Source organism: Bradyrhizobium sp. ISRA436, from assembly GCF_029910015.1.
Lineage (GTDB): Bacteria > Pseudomonadota > Alphaproteobacteria > Rhizobiales > Xanthobacteraceae > Bradyrhizobium.
On the sequence record NZ_CP094519.1, the window covers coordinates 2,238,483 to 2,250,706 of the forward strand.

Annotated in this window: 12 protein-coding genes; 3 read left to right on the forward strand and 9 right to left on the reverse strand. The window is 64.3% G+C overall.

Annotated features, from left to right (window positions below):
* Positions 1-46: 46 nt before the first annotated feature.
* Positions 47-919 (reverse strand): phytanoyl-CoA dioxygenase family protein, encoded by an 873-nt coding sequence (locus MTX23_RS10590; protein ID WP_280976574.1) that lies wholly within the window; start codon positions 917-919, stop codon positions 47-49.
* Positions 920-1,016: 97 nt separating this feature from the next.
* Here MTX23_RS10590 and MTX23_RS10595 point away from each other — a divergent pair, with 97 nt between their 5' ends.
* Positions 1,017-2,027, forward strand: coding sequence for a LacI family DNA-binding transcriptional regulator (locus tag MTX23_RS10595; protein WP_280976575.1), 1,011 nt, complete (start codon positions 1,017-1,019; stop codon positions 2,025-2,027).
* Positions 2,028-2,201: 174 nt separating this feature from the next.
* On the opposite strand, the gene nuoB is transcribed toward MTX23_RS10595, so the two are convergent.
* The 8 genes from nuoB to MTX23_RS10635 all read right to left on the reverse strand — a co-directional run bounded on the left by nuoB (position 2,202) and on the right by MTX23_RS10635 (position 10,681).
* A complete protein-coding gene (nuoB, locus tag MTX23_RS10600; protein WP_280976577.1) occupies positions 2,202-2,735 on the reverse strand; it encodes an NADH-quinone oxidoreductase subunit NuoB in 534 nt (177 codons plus the stop codon).
* Between the two features lie 12 nt (positions 2,736-2,747).
* Positions 2,748-4,259, reverse strand: coding sequence for an NADH-quinone oxidoreductase subunit C (locus tag MTX23_RS10605; RefSeq protein WP_280976578.1), 1,512 nt, complete (start codon positions 4,257-4,259; stop codon positions 2,748-2,750).
* An 18-nt stretch (positions 4,260-4,277) separates the two neighbouring features.
* Positions 4,278-5,726 (reverse strand): hydrogenase 4 subunit F, encoded by a 1,449-nt coding sequence (locus tag MTX23_RS10610; RefSeq protein ID WP_280976579.1) that lies wholly within the window; start codon positions 5,724-5,726, stop codon positions 4,278-4,280.
* Positions 5,723-6,385 carry a hydrogenase-4 component E gene (locus tag MTX23_RS10615; RefSeq protein WP_280976580.1) on the reverse strand — a complete coding sequence of 221 codons (663 nt, stop codon included), beginning with the start codon at positions 6,383-6,385 and terminating at the stop codon, positions 5,723-5,725. Before MTX23_RS10615 ends, MTX23_RS10610 begins: the two co-directional genes overlap by 4 nt.
* On the reverse strand, positions 6,385-7,350 hold the full coding sequence (locus MTX23_RS10620; protein ID WP_280976581.1) for an NADH-quinone oxidoreductase subunit H: 966 nt from the start codon (positions 7,348-7,350) through the stop codon (positions 6,385-6,387). Before MTX23_RS10620 ends, MTX23_RS10615 begins: the two co-directional genes overlap by 1 nt.
* Positions 7,341-9,353 (reverse strand): hydrogenase 4 subunit B, encoded by a 2,013-nt coding sequence (hyfB, locus tag MTX23_RS10625; RefSeq protein WP_280976582.1) that lies wholly within the window; start codon positions 9,351-9,353, stop codon positions 7,341-7,343. The genes MTX23_RS10620 and hyfB overlap by 10 nt, the downstream gene beginning before the upstream one ends.
* Positions 9,353-9,625, reverse strand: coding sequence for a helix-turn-helix transcriptional regulator (locus tag MTX23_RS10630; protein ID WP_280976583.1), 273 nt, complete (start codon positions 9,623-9,625; stop codon positions 9,353-9,355). Before MTX23_RS10630 ends, hyfB begins: the two co-directional genes overlap by 1 nt.
* A 162-nt stretch (positions 9,626-9,787) precedes the next feature.
* Positions 9,788-10,681 (reverse strand): CHAD domain-containing protein, encoded by an 894-nt coding sequence (locus tag MTX23_RS10635; RefSeq protein ID WP_280976584.1) that lies wholly within the window; start codon positions 10,679-10,681, stop codon positions 9,788-9,790.
* A gap of 353 nt (positions 10,682-11,034) precedes the next feature.
* Here MTX23_RS10635 and MTX23_RS10640 point away from each other — a divergent pair, with 353 nt between their 5' ends.
* Both MTX23_RS10640 and MTX23_RS10645 read left to right on the forward strand, forming a co-directional pair.
* Positions 11,035-11,418, forward strand: a complete 384-nt coding sequence (locus MTX23_RS10640) for a MarR family transcriptional regulator (protein WP_280976585.1) — start codon at positions 11,035-11,037, stop codon at positions 11,416-11,418.
* Between the two features lie 19 nt (positions 11,419-11,437).
* Positions 11,438-12,208 (forward strand): enoyl-CoA hydratase-related protein, encoded by a 771-nt coding sequence (locus MTX23_RS10645; RefSeq protein WP_280976586.1) that lies wholly within the window; start codon positions 11,438-11,440, stop codon positions 12,206-12,208.
* Positions 12,209-12,224 lie beyond the last annotated feature (16 nt).

A 12,224-nucleotide genomic window follows, 5' to 3' on the forward strand; every position in this document is an offset into this window, starting at 1 on the left:
GAAAGCAGCAATGCCCGCGGCCTGGCCGCGGGCATTGTCGTCGGTCTTAGGCGGCGCGCGTGAAGTAGGATTTCTTCGCCGCCGATTGGGTCTCGTAGATCGATCCTTGCCGTTTCGCCGGAGGCAACGGCATCCGCACCGGTACGTCGGTGAGCCGCGGTGAGACCACCGGAGGCCCGGCGAGCAGCCGGCTGTTGAACTCGTCGAAGTCCTTGACCCCCATCAGCGGCCAGGCATCGCTGGCGGCCACTTCGTAGAGCAAAAGGTTGCGCGGCTTGTCCGAGGTGTTGGTCGCCGACCCGTGCAGCGCGCGCACATGGTGGAACGACATGCTGCCGGCCTTGCCCATGCAGGGCACCGCGCGCTTGATGTCGTCCTGGATCAGGTCGGGATCGATCAGGCCGGCGAAGCAGCCGTCGTCGCCATGATGGTCCCACATGGTGTTGCCGGTGTGCGATCCCGGCGTCACCAGCATCGGGCCGTTCTCGAGGTCGCAATCGTCGAGCAAAACGCCGATGGCGAGGATGTCGTCATTGGTGTGCGGATAGAACGCCCAGTCCTGGTGCCACTCGACCGGCGAGCCGTACTGCGCCGACTTCATGTTGAGCTTGGATCCGTGCAGGCGGAGCCCTGGGCCGATCAGCTTGGTGAGGATCGAGATCACGGCGGGGCTGCGGACGATCTCGTCGAAGATCGGGTGCACCTTGTGCGGCGCCTTGATGCGGCGGACGCGGGGGGTCTCGCGGGTATGACCCGGTTCGAGGTCGTAGACGTCGGTGTGTCCAGTGACATCAGCCGCGCCCGCGACCAGATCTGCAAGCACCGAGCGCACCCGCCGGAGGGTCTCCTTGTCGAGCACCTCGGGGACCACGATCACCCCGTCGCGCCTGTAGGCCTGAACCAGTTCGTCCGAAATCATCCCGTTTCTCCCTTCTTCACGCATGTTAGCGCTAACATGCGGTCATGTTAGCGCTAACATTATGGCTTGGCAATCTGGAATCGGGCAGGGTCCGGCCATGAGCTCCGAACAGACCGATCCCGAGGCCGACCCGGCCGATGCCGCGCCCACGCTTTCAGCGGTGGCCAAGCGCGCCGGCGTCTCCTCGATTACGGTCAGCCGCGTGGTGCGGATGCCCGATCTTGTCGCTCCCGAGACCCGCGCGCGGGTCGAGCAGGCGATGCGCGAGCTCGGCTATATCCCGAACCTGGTCGCGGGCGCGCTGGCGAGCGCGCGGACCAATTCGGTCGGCGTGCTGGTGCCGACGATCGCCAATTCGATCTTCGCCGACACGGTGCAGGGATTATCCGACAAGCTCGAGCCGCTTGGGTTCTCGGTCATCCTCGCACAGTCGCGCTATGACGCGGCGCGCGAAGATCGCATGCTCGCGGCGCTGCTGTCGCGGCGGCCCGAGGCGATCATCATGGTGGGGTCGCCCGCGACGGAGGAGGGCAGCCGCCTGCTGCGCAACGCGCGCATTCCGATTGTCGAGACCTGGGATTTGCCGGCAACGCCGATCGATGCGGTCGCGGGCTTCGACAATTACAAGGCCGGCGTGGCCGTCGCGAAACATCTGGTCGCGCAGGGACGCAAGCAACTCGCTTTCATCGGCGGCGACGATCCGCGCGCGACGCGCCGCTGGCTCGGCTTCAGGGACGAGATCCTGGCGAGCGGCCTTGCCGAACCACGCCGGTTGATCCTCGATCGCAACGCCTCGGGCAGTGTCGCGGCGCATGCGCGCCTGCCTGGTGTCGATGCCGTGTTCGCCGCCAACGACGCGCATGCGATCGGCTTCATGGCAGGCTTGCGCAAGGCGGGCTTGCTACGCGAGGGGCCGGCGTCGGAGCAGCTGGTTGCCGTCATCGGTCTCGGCGATCTCGAAATGGGGCGGCTGATCTCGCCTGCGCTGAGCACGATCAGCGTGCATGGCGACGCGATCGGCCGCACTGCGGCGACGCTGACGCTTGAGCGGGGCGGCGAGCGCCGCGTCGACCTCGGTTTCGAGCTGGTGCTGCGCGACAGCGGCTAAAGCGCGATGAGATTACGTTGTATCGTCATCGCGCTTTAGCTTTTTGTTTTGAGCATGATCTCCGCGCAAACGCGTTCCGCGTTTGTCGCGAGGGAAAACCGCTTCACACTTTTCCGGATCATGCTCTGGCGATCTTCGCCGGTGCGGCGTGATCACAGGCCACCAACTCTTTTCTCAGCGTGCCGCGATGCCCGAGTCCACATCTGCGAGCAAGGCAAGAAGGCTACGCAGAATGGTCATCGGGCTTGGAGGACAGCCCGGAATGTGAAGATCGACCGGCACGACCGCGGAAACCCCGCCAACCACCGCATAGCTGCCGGCAAAGCATCCGCCGTCCCTGGCGCAATCGCCCACTGCGACAACCCACTTGGGATTGGGGGTCGCGTTATACGTGCGTTCCAGCGCTTCGCGCATGTTCTTCGTGACGGGACCTGTGACGAGCAAGACGTCGGCATGACGGGGCGAGGCGACGAACCGGATTCCGAACCGTTCGACGTCGTAATACGCATTGTTCAGGGCGTGAATTTCCAGCTCGCATCCGTTGCATGAGCCTGCATCAACCTCTCGGATCGAGAGGCTGCGGCCGAGGCGGCGTCTTGCGGTGCAGCCAACCATTGCCGCGAGCTCCGCGAGCGCGGCGTCGTCAGGACGCGGCGCCTGTTCGGTCAATGGCTGTCGAAGCAGGCTCTGAAACAGAAGTTTGCGCATCTCGTCCAGTCCTCAGAGATCCTGCCCTGAATAGGAACAGTTGAACGATTTGTTGCAGAGGGGGAAATCCGCCACGATGTTGCCTTCGATGGCGGCCTCCAGCAGGGGCCAGTGAAACCATGACGGATCGCGCAGATGGCATCGCTCGACCCGGTCACCGCGCAGGCGCAGCCATGCCAGGATGTCACCCCGGAAACCCTCGACGATCGCCATGCCTTCGGAAGCCGCGAACCCACCTTGCAGCGGTACCCTGACCGGTCCGGCCTCGAGCCCATCGATGATCTGATCGGCCAGCGCGAGGCTTTGCTCGACCTCGCGGATCCGGATCCAGACGCGGGCATTGACGTCGCCGTCGTTGAGGACAGGAACCTCGAAGCGCAGCACGTCGTAGGGGCCGTAACCGGGCTTGCGGCGGGCATCATAATTGCGGCCGCTCGCACGCCCGACATAACCGCCGGCCGCGAATTGCCGGGCGAGCGCAGGATTGAGGCTACCGGCGCCGACGGTGCGGTCCTGGAGCGAGGCGGTGTTGTCGTAGAGATCGACCAGCGCCGGAAAATGCCGGCGGATCTCGCCCAGCGCGGCGCGGATCGCCGCCGGTCCGTCGCCCGCGATGTCGCGCGCCAGGCCGCCCGGGACGACAAGGTCCCGCATCAGGCGGTGGCCGAACGCAGCCTCGGCGGCGCGCAGCACGCACTCGCGCAGCACGCCGCAATGCGCGTGCATCAGCGCAAACGATGCATCGTTGCAGATCGCTCCGATGTCGCCGAGATGATTGGCGAGGCGCTCGAGCTCGGCCATCAGCGCGCGCAGCCACAGCGCACGGGACGGCACCGTGATCTGCAACGCGGCTTCGACGGCTTGCGAGAATGCCAGCCCGTAGGCGACCGTGCTGTCGCCGGATACCCGGCCGGCGAGGCGCGCGGCCTGCTCGACGGTGCTCGCCGCCATCAGTCCTTCGACGCCCTTGTGCGTGTAGCCGAGCCGCTCCTCCAGGCGGACCACGGTCTCTCCGCTTGCGGTGAAGCGGAAATGCCCGGGCTCGATGATGCCGGCATGCACGGGGCCGACCGCAACCTGATGCAGGCTATTACCCTCGGCCGGAAGGAACGGATAAGGCGAAGCATCCGGCGATGCGTCGAGACGTTCGCCCAGCGGGGCGCGCATTTGCCAGCGACCGTGATCGAGCCAGCGGCGTGTATCCGGCGTTCCCATAGCCTCCAGTCCGAACAGGTCGTGGATGGTGCGCTCCAGTCGAAGCGCCGGACGATGAAAGGCCGCGACCGAGGGATAACGGCGATCGGGACAATCCAGGCTGAGCACGCCGATATCGGCAGTGCGGTCGTCGAGAATGGCCATATTCACGCGTGACGGTTCGCCCCATAGCCCGAGCAGGCTCAACGCGCCGTCCGCAAGGGAGCTGGCGGCGGAGCGCCAGACTTCGCCGTCCACGACTGCGCGCGGCCATGGATGGTGCCGTTCAACCCCGCGGCCCGCCTGGATCAAATCGATCAACGCCGGCATATCCCGTTCTCCCTCGCGCTAACCCAGCAGGTTGGCGACGTGCTGGAACCAGACGACGAGCGGTCCCGGAAGGTAAATGCCCGCAGTCAGGACAAGCGCAAAATGCGCGAACATCGGCAGGTAGGATGCGTCCGCCGGGGCGGTACTGCCACGCGGCTCGCCGAAGGCGACGCTCGTCAGGCGCAGCATGAGCGCGCCGAAAGCGAGCAGCAGGCCGACAACCAGCAGGACAGCGAGCAGCGGCTGGCGTGCGAAGGTGGAGCTGACGATGAGAAACTCGCTCATGAAGATGCCGAGCGGCGGCAGACCGGCTATCGCGACCACGCCGATCGCAAGGCCCCAGCCGAGCGCCGGATGCGTTTCGGTAAGGCCGCGGATGTTGGCGATCTGTTGCGTGCCCTTCACCTGTGCAATGTGGCCAACGGCATAGAAGATCCCCGACTTGGTGAGGCTGTGCATCACCATGTGCAGCAGGCCGGCGAAGTTGGCGAGCGGACCGCCCATCCCGAACGCAAACACGATGATGCCCATGTGCTCGATCGAGGAATAGGCAAACAGCCGTTTGATGTCGCGACGGCGGTACAGCATGAAGGCCGCGAACAGCAGCGAGGTCAGTCCCATCGTCACCATCAGCGGGCCCGGCGAGATCGCGTCCGTATTGGCGGCCAGCAAGATCTTGAAGCGGAGCACTGCATAAAGCGCAACGTTGAGCAGCAGGCCGGAGAGTACGGCCGAGATCGGGGTCGGGCCCTCGGCATGCGCATCCGGAAGCCAGGCGTGGAGCGGCGCCAGGCCGACCTTGGTGCCATACCCGAACAGCAGGAAGATGAAGGCGACGTTGAGCAGCGCCGGGTCGAACGTCGCGGCGCGGTCGATCAGGACGGTCCAGACCATGGCGTCCTGCCCCTCGCCGACAACCGGCCGCGCGGCCATGTACACCAGGATCGTGCCGAACAGCGCGAGCGCGATGCCGACGCTGCCGAGGATGAAATACTTCCAGGCCGCCTCGAGCGCGGCGTGCGTCCGATAGATGCCGACCATCAGGACGGTGGTGAGCGTGGCGACCTCGACCGCGACCCACATCAGGCCGATATTGTTCGACACGAATGCGAGATTCATGCCGAACATCATGACCTGATACATGGCGTGGTAGAAACGCAAATAGCCCGGCGTCAGTCGTCCGGTCTCGATTTCGTGAGCGATGTAGCTCGCGCTGAACACGCTGGTGGTGAATCCCACGAAGGTATTGAGCACGATGAAGACGATGTTCAGGTCATCCACCAGAAGGTACTGACCAGGCTGCGGGCGCGCGATGATGAACAGCGAAAGTGCGGCCAGGAGGGTGCCGAGGCTTGCAAGAATGTTGAGCGCGGCGGTCAGCCGGTAGCCAGGCAGCGCCGCAAGCACCGCTGCGGCGCAAAGCGGTATCAAGAGAACCCAGGCGACGGCATCCGACGCCGCGGTCATCGCCGCTCTCCCCTGAATTCGTCCAGAGCGCCGATGTCGACGGTGTCGAAGCGTTCCCGAATGCGGAACAGGAACACGCCGATCACGATGAAAGCGATGAGAATCGAAAAGGCCACGCTGATCTCCACGACGAGCGGCATGCCCTTGGCGCCCGTCGCGGCCAGCACCAGCCCGTTTTCCAGCGACATGAAGCCGACCACCTGACTGACGGCGTTCCGCCGCGTCACCATGACCAGCAGTCCCAGCAGCACGACCGACAGCGCGAAGGCGAGGTCTTCCCGGGCCAGGGGATCGGCCGCGCCGGTCACGCGCAGCATCAGCACCATCGAGAGTGCGACGAGTCCCATCCCCGCCAGCATGGTGGGCCCGATGCCCACTGCAGTCTCGATATCGCGGTGAATGCCGAGCTGCTTGATGATCCGATGCAGCGCCACCGGGATGACGATGGCCTTGAACACCAGGGCGATGACAGCGGTTACGTAGAGATGCGGTGCATTCTGGACGAACGCCTGCCAGGCGACCGAAAACGCGAGCACCAAGGCGTGAAGCGCGAAGATGTTCAGCAAGGCGTACAAGCGGTCCTGGTACAGCATCATGAAGCTGATCAGGACGAGGCCGCCGGCGAGCAGATGGGCGATGTCAAAAGCGAGATTTGGCATCAGAAGCTCTCCGACACGAAACGAAGAAGCGTACCGAGCAGACCAAGCATCAGCGCCGCGCCGAGGAACTCGGGAACGCGGAAGACGCGCATCTTAGCCGTCGCGGTCTCGAACACGGCGAGGAGAAAGCCTGCGAGGGCAAGCTTGAGCAGATAGGCGCCGACGCTCACAACGTAGGACAGCGGGCCCGCGCCGACGATCGTGATCTGCCACGGGAAGAACACGCAGATGATCAGGGAGACGTAGAGCAGGAGCTTGAGAAAGGCGCCGAACTCGATCATGGCGAGATGGCGCCCGGAATACTCCAGGATCATCGCTTCGTGCACCATGGTGAGCTCCAGATGCGTCGCCGGGTTGTCGACCGGGATGCGGGCATTTTCGGCGAGCGCCACCATGATGAGCGCGATCATCGCCATTCCGAGCGAGACGCGCAGTCCCACCTCCGACGAGGCCATGAAGGTTGCGACGGTCGACAGCTGGGTCGAGCCGGCAATGAGCGCAACGCAGAATACCATCAGCATCATCGCGGGCTCGGCGAGAGCGGCGATCATCACCTCGCGGCTGGAGCCGATGCCGCCGAAGCTGGTGCCGACATCCATGCCGGCAAGCGCAAGGAAGAAGCGCGCGCTTCCCAGCAGGGCGACGATTGCGATCAGGTCGGCGCTCCAGCTGAACTGCAGGCCGGTCGCGAACGTCGGGACCAGCGCCGCCGCGACCCAGATGGCGGCAAACGTCACATAGGGCGTGACGCGGAACAGCCAGGACGCGTTCTCGGCGAGCACGACCTCCTTGCGAAGCAGTCGCAGCAGGTCGCGATAGGGTTGGAAAACCGATGGCCCTTTCCGCCGCAACAGGCGGGCCTTGATCTTGCGAACGAAGCCCGTCAGCAGCGGCGCGAGCAGCAACACCAGTGCCATCTGCCCCAACTGCCCCAACTGCACGAGCATGTCAGAGATCACGACCATATCGCCAGCACCAGCAGCAATGTGACGAGGGTTGCAAAGACGAGGCTGAGATAGCGGCGGATGGTCAGGAACTGGAGATGGTTCAACCGTTCGGCGAGCAACCGCACCGCTTCCGTCAGCGGTACGTACAGCCCCTCCCAAACCAGATCGCGCATGTCGATCTTGAGGTGAGCCGGCCGCAGGTCGCCCGGCGGCGGCATGTCGACATGTTCACGGGCCTGGAAGATCAGCGTGCCGAATACGCGGCGGATCGGCTGCACGAAACTGGCTCCGGAATACTGCGCCGCGGGTGTCGGATCGGCGAAGCCGCAACCCCAGGCGGGACCTCGTTTGATCGCGCGCGACGCAAAGCGATGGATGAAATAGACCGCAAGCGACGCCGCGGCCGTTATGAAAACGAAAACGAGCAATCCGTTGTAGGAGCTGCGGCTCTCTGCGATCGGAACGATCGAGAGCCAGGGGTCGTTCGCCTGGACCGGCATCCGGTGGCCGATCATGGCCCGTGCGACCGGTGACAGGGCGTCGATGACCAGGCTCGGCAGAATTCCGGCCAGGAAGCAGAGCGCCGCGAGGCTGTACATCGCTGCCAGCGAATAACGATCGACCTCGTCGGCGGCTGCCGCGACGGGGCTTCGCGCGCGTCCGAGGAATGTGACGCCGAAGGCCTTGACGAAACATGCGGCCGCGAGTGCTGCCGCCAAGGCCAGCGAGGCGCCGACCGCGGGCACCATGATCTTCAGGCTCCATTGCGGCAGATCGGGGCTTTGCAGAACGGCCTGAAAGACCAGCCACTCCGACACGAACCCGTTGAACGGCGGAAGCGCCGAGATCGCGACACAACCGACGAGAAAGGCGAAGCTCGTGAGCGGCATGCGGTGGATCAGGCCGCCCAGTTTCTCCATGTCGCGTTCGCCGCTTGACGTCAGGACGGCGCCGGCCCCGAAGAACAGCAGGCTCTTGAAGAACGAGTGGTTGAGGACATGGAATAGCGCGGCCGTGAAGGCGAGGGCTGCGGCCAGGCCAAGGCCGTTCGCCTGGAAGGCGAGCGCAAGGCCGAGGCTCGTGAAGACGACGCCGACGTTCTCGATCGTGCTGTAGGCGAGAAGGCGCTTGAGGTCGTTCTCCATCAGCGCATAGAGGATTCCCATCACAGCGGTCGCACCGCCGAGGACCAGCACAACGACACCTGCCGACCAGCTTGGTGGACCGAGCAGATCAAACACGACCCGAATGAATCCGTAGATCGCGACCTTCGTCATGACGCCGCTCATCAGCGCCGAGACGTGGCTCGGAGCCGCGGGGTGGGCGAGCGGCAGCCACACGTGCAACGGGACCAGACCGGCCTTCGATCCGGCGCCGAGCAACATCAGCGCAAGCACCAGCGCGGCTTCGGATGGCGCGTGCTGGGCGCTGCGTATGGCGGCAAAACCGTAGCCTACGCCGCCTTCCGACAACAGGCCGAAGGCCAGCAGCAGGGCCAGCGTGCCGAAGCTTGCCATCACGAGATAGACGTAGCCCGATCGCGCATTGTCCGCTTCGCGATGGTGCGCCATGACGAGCGCCCACGACGCGAGCGACATGAACTCCCAGCACAGCAGGTAGGTGAACGCGTCGTCCGCAAGCACGACGAGGTTCATCCCGGCCAGGAATGCTGGAAAGAAGGGAAGGACGCGGTGCGGCGCAGATTCGTGGCTGCCATAGCCAAGGCCGTAAAGACTTGCTGCCGCACCGCCGAGATTGACCACGGCAAGAAAGAATGCGGCGAGCGCGTCGAGACGGAAATGTGATCCCAGCCAGGGCAAGCCGATCGGCAGCACCAATTCCGTCGCCTCGGCGTGGGCGATGAGGGAGAACAGGGCGCCGGCGAACGCGATCAACGAAATCGCAAACGTTGCGCCGTAGACGATAATTGTCGATTTGCGCGATCTGATCGTTCCGATCGCGAGAAGGGTCGTCCCCAGCAGTGCGGCCACACACCAGATCTGCTGATCGACCGCCGGCATCACATCTGCACCTTCGGCGAACTCGATCCGGTCTTCAGTCGTACGCCGCGGCCGCCGCCGCTACTGACGGCTCCCTCGTTGATGACCTCGACGCCGGCGGCGCCGAGCGCGTCGATCAGTTTGACGAGCGAGTCGACATTGCCCCGAATTGTGCCCTCGCTCGCCTCCATGCGCTGGATGGTCGGCACCGAAAGTCCGGATAGTTCGGCGAGCTGTCGCTGGTCGATGCCGAGCAGGGCCCTCGCAGCTCGCAGCTGCGCCGCAGTGATCATCGGTCTGGTCGTCGCTTGAGATTCGGGTCTGTTTGATTGTCATTTATGCACATCAAGTAATGATGTTACAAGGACAATAAATGATATCTTAAACATCAATTTTTAGACCAAGTCCTCAGCCGGGCCCGCACCGGATGCGGATGCAAGCGCGCCGACACGCGCTCAACCGGAGATTTTTCGATAGATCGCCGCAGCCCGCCGCAAGAGTCGGCTCTTCTTCTTTCGTTCGCCCAGTTTCTTGTGCGCGGCTCTCCCGCCTCGCTGCTCCTGGTCGTCAACGCTTCCGATGAGCGCAAGGCGAACATCCGCATCGTTCAGTTCGCCGAGGACCTGCTGCCCCTTGCGCAGATACTTCAGAACGACCTTCCACGACGCGTAGTCGTCCTCCGGCAATCCTCCTTCGGAGAACTCGATGGCGTAGCGCAGCCGCTTGCTGGCGAGCCGCACCCGGTGCCGCTTGTTCTTGCCCATGCCCTGCAAGCCGCGGCTCTTCTGCGCGAGCTGTTTGTGCCATCGCGCAAGGCGTCCGGCATGAAAATCCGACACCGGAACGGCGCGCCGTTGCGCTGCGCGACGATCCTGCCTTGCGGTCCATGGGCCGCTGCCGACCCAGTTCCACATCGCTTCGAACCATTGCATGTAACGCTCGCTGCCGAGCGCATCCTTGAGCCGTTCGAAAGCCTCGCCCCGCGCAGCCACGAACACACGCTCTTCGGGCTCGCCCTTGCTGTTCTCGATCGCGACATCGAGATCACGCGTCGCTCCGAGATATCCGCTCAACCATTTCAGCTCGGATTTCAGCCGGGACCATTCGGGATCCGCGACCATTCGTCCGTAAAATGCGATCGCGGCCTTCAGCCGCGTCAGCGCGACGCGTGTGTGGTGCAGTGCTGTCTGATCGCCGGCAAGGACGGCTTCGTGATTGGTTGCGACTTCCTCGAGACATTCGGACAGGATCAGACGAAATGCGGTCTCGCAACGCATGGCTGGACTGAGATGGCGCGGCCGCTTCGGGCGGACAGCGCGTCCCTTGGCCGGACTTGCCGATGGCGTCATGGACTCTCTCGCGACCCCGTCGGAGCCGCAAAACCCGACAAAGCGGCACCCTGGGCCCGAAGCTTTCCGGGTTGATCGATTTCGATCAAGAGCTTTCTGCCAATCCAACGATGCTGCATAGCGAAAAGAATTGCGCACATGCGACTGAGGCGGGAGAGCTTTGCGCGAACCCACCCGCCGCGAGCGCGTGTCCGTCTCCCCGGCGACGGGCCACCGGTCTTGCGCGCGCGATTCCGTGACGGCAAGGTATTTCGTATACGAAATACCTTGATATTTCGCATGCGAAGTATATACCGATACGCATGAAGGCAGAGCACCGGCTGATCTTTCTTTTGACCGTGGCCTATCGACGGTTGCAGCGCGCGATCGAGCAAGAGACGGCCGCGCACGACCTGACGTCGGCTCAGGCGGGCGTGCTGTTCTTTCTCGGGCGCAACGATGGCGCGCTGATCGGCGACGTCTCGCAGGCGCTCGACATCGTGCCGTCGGCGATGACCGGACTTGCCGACCGGATGGAACGTGCGGGACTCGTGAAGCGCCGGCGCGACGGTGACGATGGGCGCAGCCAGCGGCTCTATCTGACTGTGGCGGGACAGGAACTCGGCAAACGCGCCGCGACGCGGACGAGGCTGATCAACAACCGCCTGATGGAGGGGTTTTCGGAAGTCGAGATCGACGTTGTGTCGCGCTGGCTGACCAGCCTGCAAGAGAAATTTCCGAAGGACAAAGACGCCTAGCAAGCAACAGGAGTGAGGCATGAGTGAATTGGTCAACGTGGTGCTGGACGCGGGCGTCCTTACCGTAACGATGGCGCGTCCGGACAGGAAGAATGCGATCACCAACGCGATGTATGGCGCGATGGCCGACGCGCTGGAACGCGCGGAAGGCGATTCCGAGATCCGAGCCGTGCTGTTCCAGGGCGACGGCGACAGCTTCACCGCGGGTAACGATCTCGCAGACTTCGCCGCGGCCTCGCAAGGCGCGCAGGGCGAGCGGCACGTGACGCGCTTTCTCGCGAAGCTTGCGGCTGCGACGCGGCCGCTGGTTGCTGCCGTGCAGGGCAATGCGGTCGGCATCGGCACCACCATGTTGTTGCATTGCGACCTCGTCTATCTCGCGTCGAATGCGCGGTTGATCACGCCGTTCGTCAACCTTGCGCTGGTGCCGGAGGCTGCCTCGACCTATCTGCTGCCGCAGCGTATCGGCTATGCGCGAGCGTACGCGATGTTCGCGCTCGGCGAGCCGGTCGAAGCTGACACTGCGGTCGCCATCGGCCTTGCCAACGCGGTCGTGCCGCTCGACGATCTCCGTACCAAATCCCGGGCAGCGGCCGAGGCGCTCGCCAAGCGGCCGCTCGGCTCGCTCCTGCACACCAAGGCATTGATGCGCGACACCGCCAGGATATCAGCGCAAATGGCGCGCGAAGGCGAGATCTTCCAGGAGCGGCTGATGAGCGCGGAGGCGCGCGAGGCCTTTGCTGCCTTTGCCGAGCGTCGTCAGCCCGATTTTTCCAAGATTGCTGGATAGGCGGAGCTGGCTCGTG

What these genes read in the sequence shown, in the direction of transcription:
- MTX23_RS10590 (WP_280976574.1), bottom strand. Translation starts at nt 919, where the DNA reads ATGATTTCGGACGAACTGGTTCAGGCCTACAGGCGCGACGGGGTGATC.
- MTX23_RS10595 (WP_280976575.1), top strand. Translation starts at nt 1,017, where the DNA reads ATGAGCTCCGAACAGACCGATCCCGAGGCCGACCCGGCCGATGCCGCG.
- nuoB (WP_280976577.1), bottom strand. Translation starts at nt 2,735, where the DNA reads ATGCGCAAACTTCTGTTTCAGAGCCTGCTTCGACAGCCATTGACCGAA.
- MTX23_RS10605 (WP_280976578.1), bottom strand. Translation starts at nt 4,259, where the DNA reads ATGCCGGCGTTGATCGATTTGATCCAGGCGGGCCGCGGGGTTGAACGG.
- MTX23_RS10610 (WP_280976579.1), bottom strand. Translation starts at nt 5,726, where the DNA reads ATGACCGCGGCGTCGGATGCCGTCGCCTGGGTTCTCTTGATACCGCTT.
- MTX23_RS10615 (WP_280976580.1), bottom strand. Translation starts at nt 6,385, where the DNA reads ATGCCAAATCTCGCTTTTGACATCGCCCATCTGCTCGCCGGCGGCCTC.
- MTX23_RS10620 (WP_280976581.1), bottom strand. Translation starts at nt 7,350, where the DNA reads ATGGTCGTGATCTCTGACATGCTCGTGCAGTTGGGGCAGTTGGGGCAG.
- hyfB (WP_280976582.1), bottom strand. Translation starts at nt 9,353, where the DNA reads ATGCCGGCGGTCGATCAGCAGATCTGGTGTGTGGCCGCACTGCTGGGG.
- MTX23_RS10630 (WP_280976583.1), bottom strand. Translation starts at nt 9,625, where the DNA reads ATGATCACTGCGGCGCAGCTGCGAGCTGCGAGGGCCCTGCTCGGCATC.
- MTX23_RS10635 (WP_280976584.1), bottom strand. Translation starts at nt 10,681, where the DNA reads ATGACGCCATCGGCAAGTCCGGCCAAGGGACGCGCTGTCCGCCCGAAG.
- MTX23_RS10645 (WP_280976586.1), top strand. Translation starts at nt 11,438, where the DNA reads ATGAGTGAATTGGTCAACGTGGTGCTGGACGCGGGCGTCCTTACCGTA.